Genomic DNA, 18,999 nt, shown 5'->3' on the forward strand with positions numbered 1-18,999 from the left:
ACTCAACGCCCCATACATGACACCTTCTGTCATGTTTTCCCGGACAATCGACACCATGCGGGCCGAACGTCTGTTGTCGCTGCTCATGCTGCTCAAGGTGCACGAGCGGATGACCGCAACCCAGATCGCCGACGAACTCGGGGTGTCGGTGCGCACCGTCCTGCGGGACATCGACTCCTTGTCGTTGTCGGGAATCCCGGTCTATGCCGAACGCGGCCGCGCCGGTGGCTTCGCCCTGCTCCCCGGATACCGGACGGACCTCACCGGTCTGACCGCCGACGAGGCGACCTCGCTGCTGGCCGGAACGGGCCGGCTGGACAGCCCGGCCTTCGCCGCGGCGCTACGCAAGGTCGCGGCCGCACTTCCGGAGGCGCATCGAGCGCAGGCCGTTCGCTCGGCGCAGCGCGTCCTGGTCCGCCCCGAAGGTTTCGTCCGGTCGCCCCAGAACCTCGACGCCCTCGGTCCCGTACAGCAGGCGGTCTTCGACGGCCGGCGCATCCGCATCCGGTATCGCCGCCCCGACCAGGCCTCGTCGCACGAGCGAATCCTCGACCCGGTGGGACTCATCGTCGCCGGCGACATCTGGTATCTGGTCGCCAACACCGCCGGTGAGGAACGGCTCTACCGGATCTCGCGGATGAGTGTGGTGGAGATCCTCGACCAGCCGGCCCGCCGCGATCCCGACGTCGACCTCGCCGAGATCTGGGAACGACGACGCCGCGAGTTCCGGGGACGCTTCGAATCCGTGGACGTGGTGGTGCGCTGCGCGGCCGAGGACGTCGTCGGATTCGAGCCGAGTGCGCAGGTGGGTGCCATCGGCGAGCCCGACGAGGACGGACGTGTCCGGGTGACGCTCGGCTTCGGCGACCGGCGGATGGCCGTGAAAGTCCTGTGGATGGGGCTGATGGAACGTGACTTCCAGGTGCTCGCACCGGACTGGATCCGCGAGGCGATACGACGAAAGGCGGAGGACATCGTCGTGGGGCATGATGCGCGGAGTGGTCAGGGGTGAATCGTCACAACTGGCTAACAGCGGTTGCCAGGATTTCCTGGTCGCCACCGACTCGGATAAGCTCGGATGGGCTGTTACACGTGTGACTTAAGGGGCTAATGGTGCGTACGGGATGGAAGCGGACCGTTGCGACGGCGGCGGCTGCGGTCGTCGTCGGATCTGCGCTGACCGGTGTCGGCGTCGCGGCGGCCGATCCGACAACGACCCCCGAGGCTCCGACGACCGGCACCGCGGCAGTGGATCCGACCAACCCGGCCAATCCCGCGCCGATGAACTCGTCGAAGATCGAGACGCTGGTCCGCGACTCCGCGCAGCAGACCACCGCGATCGTCTACTCCGCGGCGATGAACAAGCTCATCCCGGTCACCGTCCTGCGTCCCAAGGACACCAGCACGCCCGCACCCACGCTGTACCTGCTCAACGGTGCCGGCGGCGGTGAGGACTCGGCGACATGGGCGGCCAAGACCACCTACCAGCAGTTCTTCGCCGACAAGCACGTCAACGTGGTGACCCCGATCGGTGGTGCGTACTCGTACTACACCGATTGGCAGAAGGACGATCCGGTACTCGGCCGCAACAAGTGGACGACCTTCCTGACCAAGGAACTCCCGCCGCTGATCGACAAGGAATTCGACACCACCGGCGTCAATTCGATCGCCGGGATCTCGATGGCGGGGACGTCGGTGCTCAACCTGGCGATCTCGGCACCCGGGCTGTACCGCTCGGTGGCCGCCTACTCCGGATGTGCCCGCACCAGTGATCCGCTGGGCCTGGCCTACATCCGCATGGTGGTCGGCGACCGCGGCCGCGGTGACATCGCCAACATGTGGGGCACTCCGGGCGGTCCGGGCTGGAAGGCCAACGATCCCTACATCAACGCCGAGAAGCTCAAGGGCACCAAGGTCTACATGACCAGCGGCACCGGCCTGCCGGGCCCCAACGACCAGCTCAACGCACCGCTGATCGACGGTGACCCGCTGACCCTGGGCAACCAGATCGTGCTCGGCGGCATCATCGAGGCCGCGGTCAACCAGTGCACGGTCCAGATGACGCAGCGGATGAACGAACTCGGCGTCCAGAACAAGGTGATGTTGCGACCCACCGGTACCCACTCGTGGGCGTACTGGGAGCAGGATCTCCACGACACCTGGCCGCTGATCGCCGCGGACCTGAAGAAGACGGGCGACCAGAACTAGGCCGGAACCAGACGCCGCACCCGGCTCCGGTCGGGCATCGGCCGAGACGGACGAACCCCGGAACCTGTGATCAGGGTCCGGGGTTCTGTGTTTCGGTGTCAGGCACCAGCAGGCACTGACTCAGTAGGCCATGAACAGGATCTCGTCACGCGAGTAGTCGTGTCCGGGGTGGTTGTCGGCGAGGTGTTTCTGGACCTTCTCGACGAGCTGGTCCTCGTCCTCGCCGCGGAGCATCTCGCCACAGGGGCAGGTCAGTCGGGTTTTCATGACGCGACCCTATCTTTCAGCAGCAGCCGAACGGTCAGTTCGAGACGATTGGTCACATCGGTTGCCGAGGCGCGTCGGGTCAGCCACTGCACCAGGTTCGACATCCACACGTCGGCGAGCACGCGGGCGATCGCGAGATCGTCGGCCGTGGGTTCACCGTCGTCGACGATCGCGCCGGCGAACAGCCGGTCGATGATCCCGGCGACCTGGTCGACCTCGGCGGTGGCCGAGGCGTCGGCGAACATGAACGCCCGGGTCATGGCCTCGGTGAGCAGCGGGTCCCGCTGCATCGAGAAGGTGATCATGTCCAGCACATGCCGCAGTCGTTCGATCGCGTTGTCGCCGCGCAACTGCGACCGGTCGACGCGTGATTCCACGCGGCCGAGTTCACGGGCGAGGGCGGTCACCAGCAGGTGCACCTTGGACGGGAAGTAGCGATACAGGGTGCCGACGGCGACGTCGGCCTTCTCCGCGACCGTGCGCATCTGCACCGCGTCGTAGCCACCCTTGGATGCGAGGCTGAGGGTCGCGTCGAGGATTCGACGACGACGGTCACGTTGTGCCGCAGACCCGGACTCGGTGGTGGCCGGGGTCGCGCCGGAGCGCGAATCGGCGGTGTCCGTGGCGGTTACGGCATTGTCAGATGCTGCCATGAGCTCTCAGGCATCCTCACATCGTCGGGGGACAGGTCGGGTACCGCTCACGCGGCCCTCATGGCATATTAGAACAGGTTCTAGTTCTTGGTCACCCCAACGACACAGAGGAATCCCGTGACTCTCGCCACGTCCCCCGAACAGACCGCCGTCTGCGCGGCCATCTCGGCCTGGTCGGCGAAGGCCGGCACCGCCGACTCTGCCCGCTCCCACCTCGACAAACCCGACGATCAATGGCGCGGCCTGTTCCCGCAGATCGCCGATCTCGGACTGTTCGCGGCAATTTTACCGGAGTCCGATGGCGGGATCGGCGCGTCGTTCGCCGACGTCGCGGCCATGGTCGAGCAATGCGGACGGGAACTGGTCCCGGGGCCGATCGTCGAGACCGTCGCCCTGGCCGTGGCGCTCTCGAGGATCGCCGATCCGCGGCGGGACGAACTGGTCGCCGCGGTCGCCGAGGGCGCGGTACCCGGTGTGGTTCCGGCGCGAATCCGTGCCGGTCGTGGCGCCTTCGCCGTGGTCGAGGGCGCGGTGGACCTGGGTTGGGTGCCCGGCGCCGCCGACGACGCGGCGATCCTGGTGCCACTGGCCTTCGACGGCGGCCACGCCCGCTGGCGGATCGTCCCGGCCGGTGCCGGGGTCCGCGAGGTCACCGCCGAGGCCGTCGTCGACGGCGCCGGACCGGTCTCCACGGTGCGGCTGATCGGTCTCGCCGAGGACGATGTGATCGATTGTGGTGCAGAAGGGTTCGACGTCCTGATCCGCGGTGTGCTGTCGGCGGGACTGGCCGCCCGGCAGTCCGGGGTGTGCCGCTGGGCGCTGGACACCGCCGTCGACTACGCCAAGGTGCGCACCCAGTTCGGTGTGCCGATCGGATCGTTCCAGGCGATCAAGCACATCTGCGCCGACATGCTGTGCCGCACCGAACAGGTCGAGGCCGTCGCCTGGGACGTCGCCCGCGCGGTCGACGACGCGATCGCCGGTGATTGCGAGAACCCCGCTGCCGGTGAGCAACTCGCCCTCGCCGCGGCGGCTGCGGAGGTCCTCGTCGCCGATCTGCCGGTCGCGGTGACCAAGGACTGCGTGCAGGTCCTCGGCGGGATCGGCTTCACCTTCGAGCACGACGCACACCTGTACCTGCGATCGGCCCTCGCCGCCCGGTCGCTGCTCGGACAGGGCGCGCACGCCCGGCACGCCACCGCCCGCGACGGGATCGCCGGGCGTCGCCGACAGTTCGAGGTCGATCTGTCGGCGGTGGAGGATCGCCGCGCCGACATCCGTGCCCAAGCCGAAAAGATCGCCACGGCAGCAGAATCCGACCGGCGTGGTCTGCTCGCGGTGAGCGGGCTGCTCATGCCGCACTGGCCGGCGCCGCACGGGCTCGGCGCCGACCCGGCCCTGCAACTGCTGATCGACGCCGAACTCGATCGGGTCGGCGTCACCCGCCCCGACCTGGTGATAGGGGCATGGGCCATCCCGACCGTCCTCGAACACGGCACCGACGGGCAACGGGAACGGTTCGTCGCGCCGACGCTGCTCGGCGACATCGTGTGGTGCCAGCTGTTCAGCGAGCCCGAGGCCGGCTCCGACCTGGCATCGCTGCGCACCCGCGCCACCCGTGTCGACGGCGGCTGGACCCTGTCTGGACAGAAGATCTGGACGTCCCAGGCGCACAACGCGCAGTGGGGGATCTGCCTGGCCCGCACCGACGCCGATGCCCCGAAGCACAAGGGCATCACCTACTTCCTGATCGACATGTCGGCGCCGGGTATCGACATCCGGCCGCTGCGCGAACTCACCGGCAAGGCCAACTTCAACGAGGTCTTCCTCGACGACGTCTTCGTGCCGGACGCCGACGTGGTGGGGCCGATCGGCGGCGGATGGCGGCTGGCCCGCACCACCCTCGCCAACGAGCGGGTCGCGATGGGCGGCTCCGGCCTCGGCAAGGAGATGGACGCGCTGCTGACCCAGGTCGCCGGCCTCGGCCGGGAACTCACCGACGCCGAGCTCGGCGGGGTGGGGCGGCTGGTCGCCGACGCCCATGTCGGTCGCGTCCTCGACGCCCGGGCGGTCATCCGTCGCCTCGCCGGGCACGATCCCGGCGCCCTGTCGAGCGTTCGCAAGCTGATCGGCGTCGCCCATCGGCAGTCGGTTCCCGACTTCGCCCTCGACCTGCTCGGTGTGGACGGTCTGACGGCCGGTCCGGTCGCCGAGCTCGTCCTGCAGAACCGGTGCCTGTCGATCGCCGGCGGCACCACCCAGATCCTGCGTACCGCCGCGGCTGAACACATTCTCGGTCTGCCGCGTTCCTGACCGGTCCCCGGCCGGCAACTGTGGCCGGAACCCCCTGATCATCCCCTAAAACCGACATGGGTACCGTCATGTCTGCTACAACTAGAACAGGTTCTATTTCCAGTGAGGAGGCGCAGGTGGACTTTGCGCTCGACGCGGAGGCCGTCGCCGTCGGCGACGTGGCCGCGGACGTGTTCTCCCGGCATCAGTCGCAGTGGGAGTCGAAGTTCGGCCGAGAGGCCAGAGACCCCGATCCCGCGGCCGTACCCGGAGGCTTCGACGACGTTCTCTGGCAGGCGCTCGGCGCCGCCGGACTGACCGCGCTCGCGTTGCCCGCGGCACTCGGCGGCGACGACCTCGGTGTGCTCGCCGTCCTGCCGCTGCTGCGGCGGATGGGCGAGTCGGCCGGGGTGGCCCCGGTCATCGGATCGCTGACCTCGGCGCTGGTCCTGGCGGCAGTCGGCGCCGACACCGCAGACCGGCAGCCCGCTGGTCCGCGGGACCGGTGGGCCCGCACCCTCACCGGCGGGGCCTGGCATGCGATCGCCCTCGGCGAGGTCGGTGACCCGCTCACCGCCACGCCGCGCACCACCCTCGCCGACGGCACGCTCACCGGCACCAAGACCGGCGTGCTGCACGCCGACGGGGCCACCGCCTTCCTGGTCGCCGCCGACGCCGGGGTGGTGGCCGTGGCCGCCGACGCCCCCGGCATCAGCCTCACCCGGACCACCACCTCGAGCGGGTGGGGCGAGTTCACCGTCACCTTCGACGCCGTGCCCGTCGCCGCCGACGACCTGCTCACCACGGACCTGTCCGTGCTGCGGGATCGCTACCGGATCGCCCTGTGCGCCTATGCCGACGGCCTGGTCGCCGGGGCCACCCGGCTCACCGCAGACCACGTCTGCACCCGCGAACAGTTCGGCAAACCGATCGCCCTGTTCCAGGCGGTCGGGCAGCAACTCGCCGACATCTACGTGATCGGCCGGTCGATGACCCTGGCCACCACGGCCGCGGCCTGGCGCATCTCCGAAGGCCTTGACGCACAGCAGGATCTGGGAATCGGCACCTACTGGCTGGCCGCCGAGATCCCCGCCACCCTGCGCACCATGACCCACCTGCACGGCGGTGTCGGCGTGGATCTGACCTACCCGCTGCACCGGTACTTCTCGATCGCCAAGGACCTCGCCCGCCTGGCCGGTGGCGGGCAGGAGCGCCTCGACGAGCTCGCCGCAGGCGGTCACCCCACGACGGACGTAGCGGGAGCCGCCTGATGTTCATCGACCTGACCCCCGACCAGCAGGCACTCAAGGCCCAGCTGCGCGAGTACTTCGCCTCCCTGGTCGGCGCCGACGACGCCCGCACCATGCTCACCGAGCGGCACGGGCCCACCTACCGCCGGGTGATCAAGCAGATGGGTACCGACGGCTGGCTCGGCGTCGGCTGGCCGAAGGAGTACGGCGGCAAGGGTTTCGGTGAGATCGAACAGCAGATCTTCACCAACGAGGCGGTCCGCGCCGACGTCCCGCTGCCCGCGGTCACACTGCAGACCGTCGGCCCCACCCTGCAGGTCCACGGCACCGCCGCGCAGAAGGATCGGTTCCTGCCCCGAATCCTCTCCGGCGACGTACATTTCGCGATCGGCTACACCGAGCCGGACGCCGGCACCGACCTCGCCTCGCTGAGCACCACCGCCGTCCGCGAGGGCGACCACTACGTCGTCAACGGGCAGAAGATCTTCACCACCGGCGGCCACGACGCCGACTACATCTGGCTCGCCGTCCGCACCGACAAGGACGCCCCGAAGCACAAGGGGATCTCGATCCTCATCGTCGACACCACCGATCCCGGGTTCTCCTGGACCCCGATCATCACCGCCGACGGCGCCCATCACGTCAACGCCACCTACTACAACGACGTCAAGGTGCCGGTCGACATGCTGGTCGGGGAGGAGGGTGGCGGCTGGAAGCTGATCACCACCCAGCTCAACCACGAGCGCGTCATGCTCGGACCGGCCGGGCGCATCGAGGGCCTGGCCGCACGCGTACGGGACTGGGCGCACCGCCCGGGCGTCGACGGCACCCCCATCGCCGACCAGCCCGACGTCCGGCGCGCGCTGGCCCAGATCGACGCCTATGCCCGCATCAACGAACTGCTCAACTGGCAGGTCGCCGCCACCGGTGAGGCCATCTCGATGGCCGACGCCGCCGCGACCAAGGTCTTCGCCACCGAACGGCTGCAGTCGGTGTGCCGGATGATCGACGAGATCGTCGGCCGCCACGGCGATTTCACCGACCCCGACACCGCGGCGCTGGTCGACTGGTTGGATGTGCAGCAGAAACGCAACGTCGTCATCACCTTCGGTGGTGGCGTCAACGAGGTGATGCGCGACATGATCGCCACCGCCGGACTGGGATTGCCGAGGGCCAAACGATGACATCGGTTGCAGCGCAGCCCGTTCACACGCCGGAACAGATCCGTGCCGCCGCCGGCCAGATCAAGGCCGACGGCCCCAGCGCGCCGGTCACCGGCCGCGACCCGGTCAATCGTCCGATGATCAACAACTGGGTCGAGGCGATGGGCGACACCAATCCGATCTACGCCGATGCCGACGCCGCGCGGGCCGCCGGTCACCCCGGCATCGTCGCGCCCCCGGCGATGGCCCAGGTGTGGACCATGCGCGGACTCAACGGGGTCCGCACCGCCGACGACCCGCTCGGCCGGGCCACCGAACTGTTCGACGCCGCCGGTTACACCTCGGTGGTCGCCACCAACTGCGACACCACCTATCACCGCTATGTCGAGGTGGGCGAGGAGGTGGAGCTCAGCGCCGAACTGGTCGACGTCGCCGGACCCAAGGCCACCGCACTGGGCGAGGGCTGGTTCTTCACCACCCGCAACACCTGGTCGGTCGGCGACGAGGTGGTCGCCGAGATGGACTTCCGCATCCTCAAGTTCCGCCCGGCCGCCGACACCCACACCGACTCCGACACCGACGGCATCACGGTGGCCGATGTGCCGGAGGATCTCGACCCGTCGACCATGTTGCGCCCCAGCGTGTCCCGCGACACCGAGTTCTTCTGGGACGGTGTCGCCGCACACGAACTGCGCATCCAGCAGCGGGCCGACGGCAGCCTCGGCCATCCGCCGGTGCCGGCCACCTGGAAGCCCCGGGCCGGCGACGGCACCGTGCCGGTCACCGACTACGTCGTCGCCGCCGGTACGGGCACCGTGTTCAGCTACATCGTGCACCGCGCCCCCAAGGTGCCCGGCCGGCAACTGCCGTTCGTCGTCGCCCTCGTCGAACTCGACGAGGGAGTGCGGATGCTCGGTGAGCTCCGCGGCGTCGAACCGGACGATGTGCGGATCGGAATGTCCGTGCGCGCAACCTATCTCGACTTCCCCGCCGACGATCGTGGAGCGGCCTGGACGCTCTACGCGTGGGAACCCCAGGAAGGACCGGCATGACCATCGAGGCCACCTCCGCGCCGGTCACCGGGGATGCGGTGTCCGTGGGTGACACGCTGCCCCCGCTGACCATTGAGGCCACCCCCACCTTCATCGTGTCCACCGCCCTGGCCACCCGCGACTTCCAGGACGTCCACCACGACCGGGATCTGGCCCAGGCCAAGGGATCGGCGGACATCTTCGTCAACATCCTCACCGACACCGGGCTGGTGCAACGCTTCGTCACCGACTGGGCCGGACCGTCCGCCCGGATCGGATCGATCCGACTCAAGCTCGGTGTGCCCTGGTACGCCTACGACGCGGTCACCTTCACCGGTGAGGTCACCGCACGTGACGGCGATCAGGTGACCGTCGCGGTCACCGGTACCAATTCGCTGGGCAAGCACGTGATCTCGACGGTCACCCTCACCCTCGGCCAGAAAGGCGGGCACTGATGGGCACCCTGTCGGGCAAGGCGGCGATCGCCGGGATCGGCGCCACCGAGTTCTCCAAGGATTCCGGCCGCAGCGAGCTGCGGCTCGCCGCCGAGGCGGTGAACGCCGCGATCGCCGACGCCGGTCTCACCCCGGCCGACGTCGACGGCCTGGTCAGCTTCACCATGGACACCAACGCCGAGATCGCCGTCGCCCGCGCGGTGGGGATCAAGGAGATGACCTACTTCTCCCGCATCCACTACGGCGGCGGCGCGGCCTGCGCCACCGTGCAGCAGGCCGCGATGGCCGTCGCGACCGGGGTCGCCGACGTCGTCGTCGCCTATCGTGCCTTCAACGAACGCTCGGGATTGCGCTTCGGACAGGTCAATTCGGCGGTCGCCAACCAGGAGAACTCCTCGGGCACCGACAACGCCTTCTCCTACCCGCACGGCCTGTCCACGCCGGCGGCGTTCGTCGCGATGATCGCGCAACGCTACATGCACGACTACGGCGCCACCAGTGCCGATTTCGGGCAGATCGCGGTGGTCGACCGCAAACATGCGGCGGTCAACCCGCATGCCTTCTTCTACGGCAAGCCGATCACCCTCGACGACCACCAGTCCTCGCGCTACATCGCCGAACCACTGCACCTGCTCGACTGCTGCCAGGAATCCGACGGGGGTGTGGCGATCGTGGTGGTGTCGGCGGAGAAGGCCAGAGACCTCCCGCATCGCCCGGCAGTGATCGCCGGTGCCGCGGCCGGCAGTGCCCAGGACCAGTTCATCATGACCAGCTACTACCGTGACGATCTCGCGGCCCTGCCCGAGATGGGGCTGGTCGGTCGTCAGCTGTGGAAGCAGTCGGGACTGCGACCCGAGGACATGGACGCCGCGATCCTCTACGATCACTTCACCCCGTACACCTTGCTGCAACTGGAGGAGCTCGGCTTCTGCGGACGCGGTGAGGCAAAGGATTTCGTCGCCGAACCCGGCGCACTCGAGGTGGGGGGCCGCCTGCCGCTCAACACCCACGGCGGACAGCTCGGCGAGGCATACATCCACGGTATGAACGGCATCGCCGAGGCCGTTCGCCAGCTCCGTGGCGACTCGGTGAACCAGGTTCCCGAGGCCGCCCGCGTGGTGGTGACCGCCGGCACCGGCGTCCCCACCAGCGGTCTGGTGCTGACCGCACCCTGAACCGCCCACACCCACACCCCTTCCCCTCCTCCGACCGCAGATCCCATCAGCCCCTTCCCGATTCCACCTCAGACACTTCCCATCTCCGACATTCGAGGCCCCGAGGAGTTCGACCAATGAGCCCAGAATCCGCCGCCGAGACCAAGTTCAACCTGGCCGATGTGTTCGAGACCGTCGCCGACGCCGTCCCCGATCGCATCGCACTGAGCTACGAGGGCCGCCAGATCAGCTACCCGGAACTGGACCGTCTGGCCAACCGCGTCGCACACCTGCTGCTGGACAACGGCATCGGTGCCGCCGACCACGTCTCGCTGTTCCTCAAGAACAGCGTCGAGCACGTCACCAGCCTGCTCGGCGTACTCAAGATGCGAGCGGTGCCGGTCAACGTCAACTACCGCTACACCGATCCGGAACTGCAGTACATCTTCGACAACTCCGACTCGCGCGGCATCATCGTGGAACTGCCCGAGCATCAGCGCAGCGTCGCCGCCCTGATGGGGGAACTCCCCGAACTGCGCACCGTGTTCGTCATCGGTGACATCGTCGACGAACTGTCCGCCGCCGCAGCCGATCTCCCCGACGGACGGATTGTGTCGATCGTGCCGTTCGCCGAGGAGGCCGGCAAGTCCGAGGCACGCGACTTCGAGCCGCGAACCGGCGACGAGCTGTATCTGATCTACACCGGCGGCACCACCGGCTACCCCAAGGGGGTCATGTGGCGCCACGACGACTTCTTCCGCAAGCCCATCTCCGGTGGCAACCCGTACGGCGACCCGCGCAAGGATCTCGCCGAGATCGGCACCGCGGTCAAGGATTTCCCGTCCATCGCATTCCTGCTGGCCGCCCCGCTGATGCACGGCGCCGCGTCGTACTCGCTGTTCACCTTCTTCACCCTCGGTGGCCGGCTGGTGCTGATGCGCGACTTCGACCCGTCCGGTATCGCCGGTCTCATCGGGCCCGAACAGGTGCAGATCGTGCTCATCGTCGGCGACGCCATGGGGATGCCGCTGGTGGAGGAGATGGAGCGCCGCAAAGACGAGATCGACCTGTCGTCGCTGTTCTCGGTGACCTCCGGCGGCGCGATCTGGTCGCACCACAACCGGGAACGGTTCCTCGCACTCAAACCGGACCTGATGTTGCGTGACAACTTCGGGGCCTCGGAGTCGGGCAACGACGGCGAGATCATGATGGACGACAACGGCAACCTCACCGTCCCGCCGACCGATCGCATGATGGTCGTCGATGAGCGGCTCACCCCGATCGAGCCCGGATCGGGCGACGTCGGCTACATCGCGCGCATCGGCAACGTGCCGCTCGGCTACTACAAGGACGAGGAGAAGTCGGCGCGCACCTTCCCGACCCTGCCCGACGGCCGGCGGATCTCGATCCTCGGCGACATGGGCACGGTGGAGGCCGACGGCACCATCGTCTTCCTCGGCCGCGGCTCGCAGTGCATCAACACCGGTGGCGAGAAGGTGTACGCCGAGGAGGTCGAGGCCGTCCTGCACGCCCACCCGGCGATCGCCGACGCCCTCGTGGTTCCGGTACCCGACGACCGGTACGGCCAGCGGGTGGCCGCGGTCGCCCGGATCGCCGACGGGATGACCGAGCCGTCGATCGACGACATCCAGGCGTTCTGCCGGGAATCACTTGCCGGATACAAGGTTCCGCGCACCGTCGTGTTCGTGGAGGAGGTCAAGCGCACCCCGGCCGGCAAGGCCGACTACCGCTGGGCCAAGTCCACCGCGGCATCGGCCGAACAGCCCACACCGGCCTGAACCGGCCGGCAGGTCACCCCAGAACCCGCAGCCCCGCCCACAATGCGACGACGGCCGCCACCAGTGTCGGTGGCACCGTCACGGTCCCGAGCAACAGGAACCGCCGCGTGGTCGGGGCTGCGGTGTGCCGGTGCATGAGGTCGCGCCACAACAGGTTGGCGAGGGACCCGAAGTAGCCGAGGTTGGGGCCGATGTTCACCCCGAGCAGCATCGCCAGGGCCAGCCCCGGTTCGTGGGCCACCATCGGCAGCAACAGCAGCGTCGCGGGCAGGTTGTTGAGCAGGTTCGCGATCACCGCGGCCAGTGCGGCCACGGCCAGCAGCGCCCACAGCTGCGTGCCGGACGGGATCAGGGTGGCGATGCCGTCACCGATGGGGCCCAGCCGGATCGGCAGGATGATCACACCGAGGGCGGCGACGAAGGCGAGGAACCCGATGTTCGCCGCCCGCACCACGCGCACCGTCGTCGACAACGGGGTGCGACGCATCAGCGGTGCGACCATCACGACCGCACCGATCGCGGCCACCACCGCCAGCGGCACGCCGAGCGGCTCGGCGACGACGAACCCGATCAGGATCAGCCCCAATGCGATCAGTGTGCCGATCGGGGGGCGGCGGACGGTGCCGGCGGTGTCGGCCGGGCGGTCGGCGTCGCGGGGAGGGCGCAGCTGGTCGGCGAAGAACCACCGGAACAGCAGGTACTCCACCACGATCGCGGCCACCCACGGTCCGGCCATCAGCCCGGCGAATCCCAGGAATCCGAGGCCGGTGGCCGAGAACGCCAGCAGATTGGTCAGATTGGAGACGGGGAGCAACGTCGAGGCGCTGTTGGCCAGATGTGCGGTGGCCGCCCCGACCGGCGTGACCCGGGCGCCGATCCGGCGGGCGGTGGCCACCGCGACCGGGGTGAGCAGGACGATCGTCGTGTCGATCGACAGCACGGCGGTGGTCACGGCCGCCGCCGCGAACACCAGTCCGAGCAGACGTGTCGGCGATCCCCGGCTGGATCGGGCGAGGACGGCGCCGATCCAGGCGAACACCCCGGTCCGGGCACACACCTCGGCGATCACCAGCATCGCGGCGAGGAATCCGATGGTGGGGCCGATGAACTCGAGCTCGGTGCCGATCTGCCCCCACGAGACCACCCCGAGCACTGCCAGCAGCACGGCCGCCGGGACGGCGACGACGGCGGCCGGAATCCGGGTGGCCCACACCGCGACCCCGATCACCGCCACCAGCGCGCACACCGCGAGGACGGTGCCGAGAACGCTGTCGGCGGTCAGCACCGCCGTTCCCCGGACGGCGAAACCCCGGGCAGCCAAACCCCGGGCAGGGCAATGCCACTCGGAACGACACCGGGCAGGGGATCAGCAAGCATGGGGGGTCATCGGTTCAGTCCGGCTGTGACGCGGGGGTCCGCTCGGGTTCCGGATCGGGCTGCGGGTCATCGGTGTGCCGGTCGTCGGGATCGGTCGCGGCGGGGTTGGTCTCGTCGGGGTCGGTCTCACCGGGGTCGGGGTGGGTCTCGCCGATGAAGGCCTCGAGGGTGACCACCTGACGCGGGGAGATCACCGTGATCGCCACCGAGCCGACGAGCAACACGGCACCGAGCACCACGCAGGCCTGGTTCATCGGGTCGACGAAGGCATTCCGGGCGCCTTCCAGGATCTGGTCGCCGAGGGCCCCGGGCAGCCGTCGGGCGACCTCGGTGGCCTCGGCCAGCGATCGGGTGATCCGGTCGGCGGCGTCGCCGGCCTGCGCGATGATCATCTGGCCGCCCGCGGTGTCACCGGCGGCGATCTGTTGTTCCCCGGCGGCGGTGAGCTGTTCGCGGGCGGCGTCGGCGGTGGAACCGATCCGGTGCGCGTACCCGGCGGCGAGGAGGCTGCCGGCCAGGGCGATGCCGATCGCGGCGCCGATCTCGCGGGCGGTGTCGTTGACCGCCGACCCCACGCCCTGATTGTCCAGGGGTGTGTTGGACATGATCGCGGTGGTCGACGGCGCGGTCGACAGGCCGATACCGATCGCACACACCGCGAGCATCCATGCCAGCGTCCAGTAGGTGTCGTAGTCGATCAGCCCGATCAGCAGCAATCCGACACCGGCGATGAAGATGCCGCCGCCGAGGACGAAGCGCAGCGAGTCGAACCGCACCGCGATCCAGTTGCCCAGCAGCGCGAACACACTCACCCCGAGCACCATCGGCATCAGTGCGAACGCCGAACCGAGCGGGGAGTAGCCGAACACCAGCTGCAGACGCTGCAGCAGCAGATAGAACGCGCCGAAGGAGGCGAAGAACTGGAGTGCGACGGCCAGCGACCCGGCACCGAAGGCCCGGTTGGTGAACAGCCGGACGTCGAGCAGTTTGTTGTCGAGACGCAGTTCGACGACGCAGAACACCGCGGCGAGCAGCAGGCCGCCGATCAGGGTGACGAGCACCAGGGCGTCGTCCCAGCCGCGGTGCGGGGCCTCGAGCAGGCCGAAGACCACGCCGGCGATCGCCAGGATGGAGATGATCGACCCGATGAAGTCGAACCGTTTCGGGTGCTGATCGCGCGAGGTGCCGATGGTCAGGCACAGCAGTGCACTGACCACCGCCGACACCGCGAAGGTGATGAAGATCGAATGCCACGAGAAGAACTCGAGGAGGATGCCGGAGACGAAGAACCCGGCGATGGCGCCCGCACCGGCGATCGCGGCCCAGATGCTGATGCCGAGGCTGCGTTTCTCTTCGGGCACACCGGAGGTGATCAGCGACAACGTCGTCGGCATGATGAATGCGGCGCCGATGCCGGCGATGATCCGGGTGATGATCAGCTGGGTGGGGTCGACCGCCCAGATCGCCACGAGTGAGCCGATCGCGAAGACGACGAGCCCGGCGATCAGCAGTTCACGGCGGCCGAAGCGGTCACCGATCGCGCCGGCCGGCAACAGCATCGCGGCCAGCGCGAGGGTGTAGCCGTCGGCGATCCAGGTCATCTGGCCGGTGTCGGCGTTGAGGTCGATCGCGATGTCGGCGAGGGCGGTGTTGAGTGCGGCCATCGCCGCGACCACCATGCTCACCGACGCACAGGCGATGAGGATCAGCCACGCCGAGCGGAGGTCGACGGCCTTGAGTCGCTGGATCATTGTCTTCTGCCCCACTGTTCGATTGCCCCCGGTTCGCACATGCGTCCATTCCACAGCCCGTGCAGGCGAAATACGACACGCGAGCCGGAGAGCGAGACACCACGCGCAACGTGTGACACATTTATCACTGGAGTCACAAACCCGGGATGCACGATAGTCATCCGCGGGTCCCGGCCAAGCGAAAGTGGGAGATCATGGCCGCACCGGTTGCCTCTTCACAATCCACCGACACCCAGACCGTGCGTCTGCACATCTGGCGCGTCCTGACGATGCTGGTCGCACTGATCGGCGTGGTCTTGACGCTGGTCCTGATCGTCGTCACCGCAGCCTGAGAAACGGCTCGCCGCGCCGCCCCGCCGGGGTGTTCCCGACGGTGACGACGCGGCGAGTGGGTCACGCGTTCTTCTCGATGGCTGCGCCGACGGCGGGCAGTGCGTCGGCGACATAGCCCTTCGCCTTGCCGCGCAGCGAGCCGTAGGCCCTGGCCAGGGGTGCCTTGGCGTTCTCGGCCTGCGCGTCGGTCACCGCGAGCAGTGCCTCGGCGGCGGCGTCGGAGTCGGCGGCCAGATGATCACCGAATGCGGTGCCCGCGGGCTTGGCATCCCAGAACGGCTGCAGCGCGGCGACGAAGTCCGGCAGCATCATGTTGGTGGCCTTGGCGACGATGTCGGGCTTGACCTTCTGGGCCGTCGCGTAGGCGGCCTTGACCGCGGCGCCACCGAGACCCTTCTGCGCCGAGACCTGGCCGTCGATCACCCCCACGAGGTCGTCGACCACGGCCGCGCGGTTGGTGTCGAGCAAGGACTGCAGCGAATCACTCATCAAGGTTCTCCTCGTCGGTGACGGATTCCGGTCGGATGGCGATCACCTGATGTGACCGATCCCAGAGCAGGATAGTCGGCCCGACCGAGATTGCCGGTCAGCCGCGGACGAGGACCACATTGCCCAGCGCCGGGGCATCCTGACGGTCGGCGACGGTGGCGGTGATCAGCAGCCGATCGCCCTCGTCCCAGATGGCGACGGTGAGTGTCTCGCCGGGAAAGACGACGCCGGCGAAGGTTGCCGAGAAGTCGGCCACCGCGGTGACGTCACCGCCGAGTACGGCGTCGACGACGGCGCGGCACACCGTCCCGTAGGTGCACAGGCCGTGCAGGATCGGCCGGTCGAAGCCGGCCTTCGCGGCGAACTCCGGGCTCGAGTGCAGCGGATTGCGGTCACCGCACAGTCGGTACAGCAGAGCCTGATTCGGCAGGGTCGGCACCGAGATCCGGTGGTCGGGGGTGCGGTCGGGGTAGGTCACCCTGGTCGACGACCCGCGCTCACCGCCGAAGCCGCCCTCGCCCTTGGCGAAGATCGACGAGCGCGCGGTCCACAGCGGCAGGCCGTCCTCGCCGGTGGCGACCTTCTCCTGCACGATCACCGCCGCCGATCCCTTGTCCTGGATCTCGGCGATGGTGGTGCGCACGGTGGCCTTTCCCGACGCGGGGATCGGGCGGTGCGGGGTGATCTGCTGGCTGCCGTGGACCACCTTGGCCAGGTCGATCTCGATGCCGGGGAAGCTCACCTTGGGGGCCTCGACGGCGTGGAAGGACTCGGCGACGGTGGTGAAGGTGGGCAGCACCTTGGGGTCCGCGTCGTCGACGTAGGCCAGGCCCGCGGAGTCGAGCGGGTCGGCCGCCGCGCCCACCGCGAGGTGATAGAGCGCCACATCCGACGCCGACCACGCGAACGACACCTCGGGCAGTTCGGCACCGAGCGCCACGGACAGGTCGATCGGCATGCTCAGTTCTCCTTGTTCGGTCCGGATGTGCCGGTCGCCGAGGCTGTTTCGGCGTCGGCGGGCGAGGCGCAGTCGAGTGCGGCGAGATAGCCGAAGACGATCGCCGGGCCGATGGTGGCGCCGGGTCCGGCGTAGGTGTGACCCATCACCGGGGCGCTGGTGTTGCCCGCGGCGTAGAGGCCGTCGATCACCGAACCGTCGGCGCGCAGCGCGCGGGCGTGCGAGTCGGTGTCGATGCCGCCCTTGGTGCCGAGATCGCCGGGCACCATCTTGACCGCGTAGAACGGGGCCTTGTCGACCGCGCCGAGGCTCGGATTGGGCTTGTTGGTGATGTCGCCGTAGTAGTGGTCGTATCCGCTGGTGCCGCGACCGAAGTCCTCGTCGACGCCGGCACGGGCGAAGCCGTTGAAACGATCGGTGGTGGTACGCAACGCATCTGCGGGTACACCGATCTTCTCGGCCAGCGCCTCGAGGGTGGCGGCCTTGACCACCACGCCGGATTCGAACCACTTCTTGGGCAGGGGCTGGCGCGCGTTGACACCGGCGAACAGGTAGCGGTTGCGGCAGCGCTGGTCGAACACCATCCACGCCGGGACGTTGGCGCCGGGGCCGTCGCCCTGACCGAACTCGCCGCCGTACATGTGGTGTACCGCTTCGACATACGGCAGCGATTCGTTCATGAACCGTTCGCCGCGCTCGTTGACCATGAAGGTTCCCGGGACCGCACGCTCGGACAGCGCGAACCAGGGGCCGCGGGGCAGCGGGATGGTGGGACCCCACCAGGCGTCGTCCATCAACGACACCGTGGCGCCGATCTTGAGTCCGGCATTGATGCCGTCACCGGTGTTCGAGGGTGCGCCGGTGGTCCAGTCCGAGCCGATCGGCGCACGCTGGTACTTCTTGCGCATCTCGACGTTGTGCTCGAATCCGCCGCAGGCGAGGATCACGCCACGGTCGGCGCGCATCTCGATCCGGGTGCCCTCGTGCTCGGCGATCACGCCCACGACGCGGTCGTTCTCGGTGATCAGATCGACCAGACCGGTCGAGAGCTTCAGCGGCACACCGGCCTTGCGCACACCGAGCAGCAGTTCGGCCGCCAGCGCCGCACCCATCGCGATGAGCTTCTTGCCGCGTGAGCGCGCCCAGAAGAACCGGCCACCCACCTTGGCCATCCGCAGCGGGCCGCGCCAGTGCCGCAGTCCGGTGTTGAGCCAGCGGTAGTCCGACTGCAGCACAACCATGTTCAGCGGTGCCTTGGTGTACTGGGGGTGCAGGGTGTCGAGGTCGGCACCGAGGGCGCGGGCGTCGAAGGGCTTGGGTTCCACGCTGCGTCCGCCGAGGCGTCCGCCGGGTGCCTCCGGATAGTAGTCGGAGTAGTTCTTGACCCATTCGAGTTCCAGCGGGGCGTGGGCCATCAGGAAGTCGAGGGCCTCGGCGCCGCGGTCGATGTAGGTGTCGATCTTCTCGGCCGGGGCATGGTCACCGATGATCGCGTGCACGTACTGGCGGGCGAGTTCGCGGTCGTCGGGGACGCCGTCGCGCTGCAGGACGGAGTTGCCGGGAATCCAGACACCGCCGCCGGAGCGGGAGGTGGAGCCGCCCCAGTACGGGGACTTCTCGATGATCACCGTGCGCAACCCCTGCGCGGCGGCGGTGATGGCGGCGGACAGGCCCGCGGCACCGGCGCCGACGACGATGACGTCGTAGCTCTCGGTCATGAATGGTCCCTTCGTGTGCCACTGGTGGAACGTGTTCTCATTCAGAATTAGAACACGTTGCAGAAGCGGTGCGCCAGTGGGTACGACTAGATGGTGTGCGC

The 18,999-nt window shown here is 68.7% G+C and carries 17 protein-coding genes; 10 read left to right on the forward strand and 7 right to left on the reverse strand.

Features of this window, described 5'->3' with window-relative positions; genetic code table 11:
* Nucleotides 1–55: 55 nt before the first annotated feature.
* Together Q9K23_RS17750 and Q9K23_RS17755 are read left to right on the forward strand one after the other, a co-directional pair.
* Nucleotides 56–1,012 (forward strand): WYL domain-containing protein, encoded by a 957-nt coding sequence (locus Q9K23_RS17750; protein WP_053778532.1) that lies wholly within the window; start codon nt 56–58, stop codon nt 1,010–1,012.
* A gap of 269 nt (nt 1,013–1,281) precedes the next feature.
* A complete protein-coding gene (locus Q9K23_RS17755) occupies nt 1,282–2,208 on the forward strand; it encodes an alpha/beta hydrolase family protein (protein WP_261978091.1) in 927 nt (308 codons plus the stop codon).
* Between the two features lie 120 nt (nt 2,209–2,328).
* On the opposite strand, the gene Q9K23_RS17760 is transcribed toward Q9K23_RS17755, so the two are convergent.
* A complete protein-coding gene (locus tag Q9K23_RS17760) occupies nt 2,329–2,475 on the reverse strand; it encodes a DUF1059 domain-containing protein (RefSeq protein ID WP_082366090.1) in 147 nt (48 codons plus the stop codon).
* Nucleotides 2,472–3,128, reverse strand: a complete 657-nt coding sequence (gene kstR, locus Q9K23_RS17765) for a cholesterol catabolism transcriptional regulator KstR (RefSeq protein WP_020793003.1) — start codon at nt 3,126–3,128, stop codon at nt 2,472–2,474. The genes Q9K23_RS17760 and kstR overlap by 4 nt, the downstream gene beginning before the upstream one ends.
* Before the next feature lie 117 nt (nt 3,129–3,245).
* On the opposite strand from kstR, the gene Q9K23_RS17770 reads away from it, so the two are divergent.
* The 7 genes from Q9K23_RS17770 to Q9K23_RS17800 all read left to right on the forward strand — a co-directional run bounded on the left by Q9K23_RS17770 (nt 3,246) and on the right by Q9K23_RS17800 (nt 12,272).
* A complete protein-coding gene (locus Q9K23_RS17770; RefSeq protein WP_053778531.1) occupies nt 3,246–5,441 on the forward strand; it encodes an acyl-CoA dehydrogenase in 2,196 nt (731 codons plus the stop codon).
* Between the two features lie 116 nt (nt 5,442–5,557).
* Complete coding sequence (locus tag Q9K23_RS17775; protein ID WP_305950221.1) at nt 5,558–6,691, forward strand: acyl-CoA dehydrogenase family protein; 1,134 nt, start codon at nt 5,558–5,560, stop codon at nt 6,689–6,691.
* Entirely contained in the window at nt 6,691–7,854 is a 1,164-nt protein-coding gene (locus tag Q9K23_RS17780; RefSeq protein ID WP_305950222.1) for an acyl-CoA dehydrogenase family protein, read from the forward strand. Before Q9K23_RS17775 ends, Q9K23_RS17780 begins: the two co-directional genes overlap by 1 nt.
* A complete protein-coding gene (locus tag Q9K23_RS17785; protein WP_053778530.1) occupies nt 7,851–8,885 on the forward strand; it encodes a bifunctional MaoC family dehydratase N-terminal/OB-fold nucleic acid binding domain-containing protein in 1,035 nt (344 codons plus the stop codon). Before Q9K23_RS17780 ends, Q9K23_RS17785 begins: the two co-directional genes overlap by 4 nt.
* The gene (locus Q9K23_RS17790; RefSeq protein WP_020792900.1) at nt 8,882–9,319 is read left to right on the forward strand and encodes a MaoC family dehydratase; all 438 of its coding nucleotides are present in this window, start codon (nt 8,882–8,884) and stop codon (nt 9,317–9,319) included. The genes Q9K23_RS17785 and Q9K23_RS17790 overlap by 4 nt, the downstream gene beginning before the upstream one ends.
* Nucleotides 9,319–10,494, forward strand: coding sequence for a lipid-transfer protein (locus Q9K23_RS17795; RefSeq protein ID WP_053778529.1), 1,176 nt, complete (start codon nt 9,319–9,321; stop codon nt 10,492–10,494). Before Q9K23_RS17790 ends, Q9K23_RS17795 begins: the two co-directional genes overlap by 1 nt.
* Nucleotides 10,495–10,610: 116 nt before the next feature.
* On the forward strand, nt 10,611–12,272 hold the full coding sequence (locus Q9K23_RS17800; RefSeq protein ID WP_020791728.1) for an AMP-binding protein: 1,662 nt from the start codon (nt 10,611–10,613) through the stop codon (nt 12,270–12,272).
* 13 nt (nt 12,273–12,285) lie between these two features.
* Here the strand turns inward: Q9K23_RS17800 and Q9K23_RS17805 are convergent, their stop codons facing one another.
* Nucleotides 12,286–13,557: an SLC13 family permease gene (locus tag Q9K23_RS17805; protein ID WP_053778528.1), complete on the reverse strand. Its 1,272-nt coding sequence runs from the start codon at nt 13,555–13,557 to the stop codon at nt 12,286–12,288.
* Between the two features lie 106 nt (nt 13,558–13,663).
* A complete protein-coding gene (locus Q9K23_RS17810) occupies nt 13,664–15,400 on the reverse strand; it encodes an MFS transporter (protein WP_305950556.1) in 1,737 nt (578 codons plus the stop codon).
* Nucleotides 15,401–15,546: 146 nt separating this feature from the next.
* On the opposite strand from Q9K23_RS17810, the gene Q9K23_RS17815 reads away from it, so the two are divergent.
* Entirely contained in the window at nt 15,547–15,732 is a 186-nt protein-coding gene (locus Q9K23_RS17815) for a hypothetical protein (protein WP_020792837.1), read from the forward strand.
* Nucleotides 15,733–15,793: 61 nt separating this feature from the next.
* Here the strand turns inward: Q9K23_RS17815 and Q9K23_RS17820 are convergent, their stop codons facing one another.
* The 3 genes from Q9K23_RS17820 to kstD all read right to left on the reverse strand — a co-directional run bounded on the left by Q9K23_RS17820 (nt 15,794) and on the right by kstD (nt 18,898).
* Nucleotides 15,794–16,222 carry a hypothetical protein gene (locus Q9K23_RS17820; protein WP_059036009.1) on the reverse strand — a complete coding sequence of 143 codons (429 nt, stop codon included), beginning with the start codon at nt 16,220–16,222 and terminating at the stop codon, nt 15,794–15,796.
* A 97-nt stretch (nt 16,223–16,319) separates the two neighbouring features.
* The gene (locus tag Q9K23_RS17825) at nt 16,320–17,180 is read right to left on the reverse strand and encodes a MaoC/PaaZ C-terminal domain-containing protein (protein WP_020791269.1); all 861 of its coding nucleotides are present in this window, start codon (nt 17,178–17,180) and stop codon (nt 16,320–16,322) included.
* A gap of 2 nt (nt 17,181–17,182) precedes the next feature.
* On the reverse strand, nt 17,183–18,898 hold the full coding sequence (gene kstD, locus Q9K23_RS17830) for a 3-oxosteroid 1-dehydrogenase (RefSeq protein WP_020791268.1): 1,716 nt from the start codon (nt 18,896–18,898) through the stop codon (nt 17,183–17,185).
* Between the last annotated feature and the right edge of the window lie 101 nt (nt 18,899–18,999).

The sequence above is a fragment of the Gordonia sp. NB41Y genome, assembly GCF_030718915.1.
GTDB classification, from domain to species: domain Bacteria; phylum Actinomycetota; class Actinomycetes; order Mycobacteriales; family Mycobacteriaceae; genus Gordonia; species Gordonia desulfuricans.

Bases quoted from the DNA above. Each gene is read 5' to 3' on its own strand.
- Q9K23_RS17750 (WP_053778532.1), top strand. From the start codon at position 56: ATGCGGGCCGAACGTCTGTTGTCGCTGCTCATGCTGCTCAAGGTGCAC.
- Q9K23_RS17755 (WP_261978091.1), top strand. From the start codon at position 1,282: ATGAACTCGTCGAAGATCGAGACGCTGGTCCGCGACTCCGCGCAGCAG.
- Q9K23_RS17760 (WP_082366090.1), bottom strand. From the start codon at position 2,475: ATGAAAACCCGACTGACCTGCCCCTGTGGCGAGATGCTCCGCGGCGAG.
- kstR (WP_020793003.1), bottom strand. From the start codon at position 3,128: ATGGCAGCATCTGACAATGCCGTAACCGCCACGGACACCGCCGATTCG.
- Q9K23_RS17780 (WP_305950222.1), top strand. From the start codon at position 6,691: ATGTTCATCGACCTGACCCCCGACCAGCAGGCACTCAAGGCCCAGCTG.
- Q9K23_RS17785 (WP_053778530.1), top strand. From the start codon at position 7,851: ATGACATCGGTTGCAGCGCAGCCCGTTCACACGCCGGAACAGATCCGT.
- Q9K23_RS17790 (WP_020792900.1), top strand. From the start codon at position 8,882: ATGACCATCGAGGCCACCTCCGCGCCGGTCACCGGGGATGCGGTGTCC.
- Q9K23_RS17795 (WP_053778529.1), top strand. From the start codon at position 9,319: ATGGGCACCCTGTCGGGCAAGGCGGCGATCGCCGGGATCGGCGCCACC.
- Q9K23_RS17800 (WP_020791728.1), top strand. From the start codon at position 10,611: ATGAGCCCAGAATCCGCCGCCGAGACCAAGTTCAACCTGGCCGATGTG.
- Q9K23_RS17810 (WP_305950556.1), bottom strand. From the start codon at position 15,400: ATGATCCAGCGACTCAAGGCCGTCGACCTCCGCTCGGCGTGGCTGATC.
- Q9K23_RS17815 (WP_020792837.1), top strand. From the start codon at position 15,547: ATGCACGATAGTCATCCGCGGGTCCCGGCCAAGCGAAAGTGGGAGATC.
- Q9K23_RS17820 (WP_059036009.1), bottom strand. From the start codon at position 16,222: ATGAGTGATTCGCTGCAGTCCTTGCTCGACACCAACCGCGCGGCCGTG.
- Q9K23_RS17825 (WP_020791269.1), bottom strand. From the start codon at position 17,180: ATGCCGATCGACCTGTCCGTGGCGCTCGGTGCCGAACTGCCCGAGGTG.
- kstD (WP_020791268.1), bottom strand. From the start codon at position 18,898: ATGACCGAGAGCTACGACGTCATCGTCGTCGGCGCCGGTGCCGCGGGC.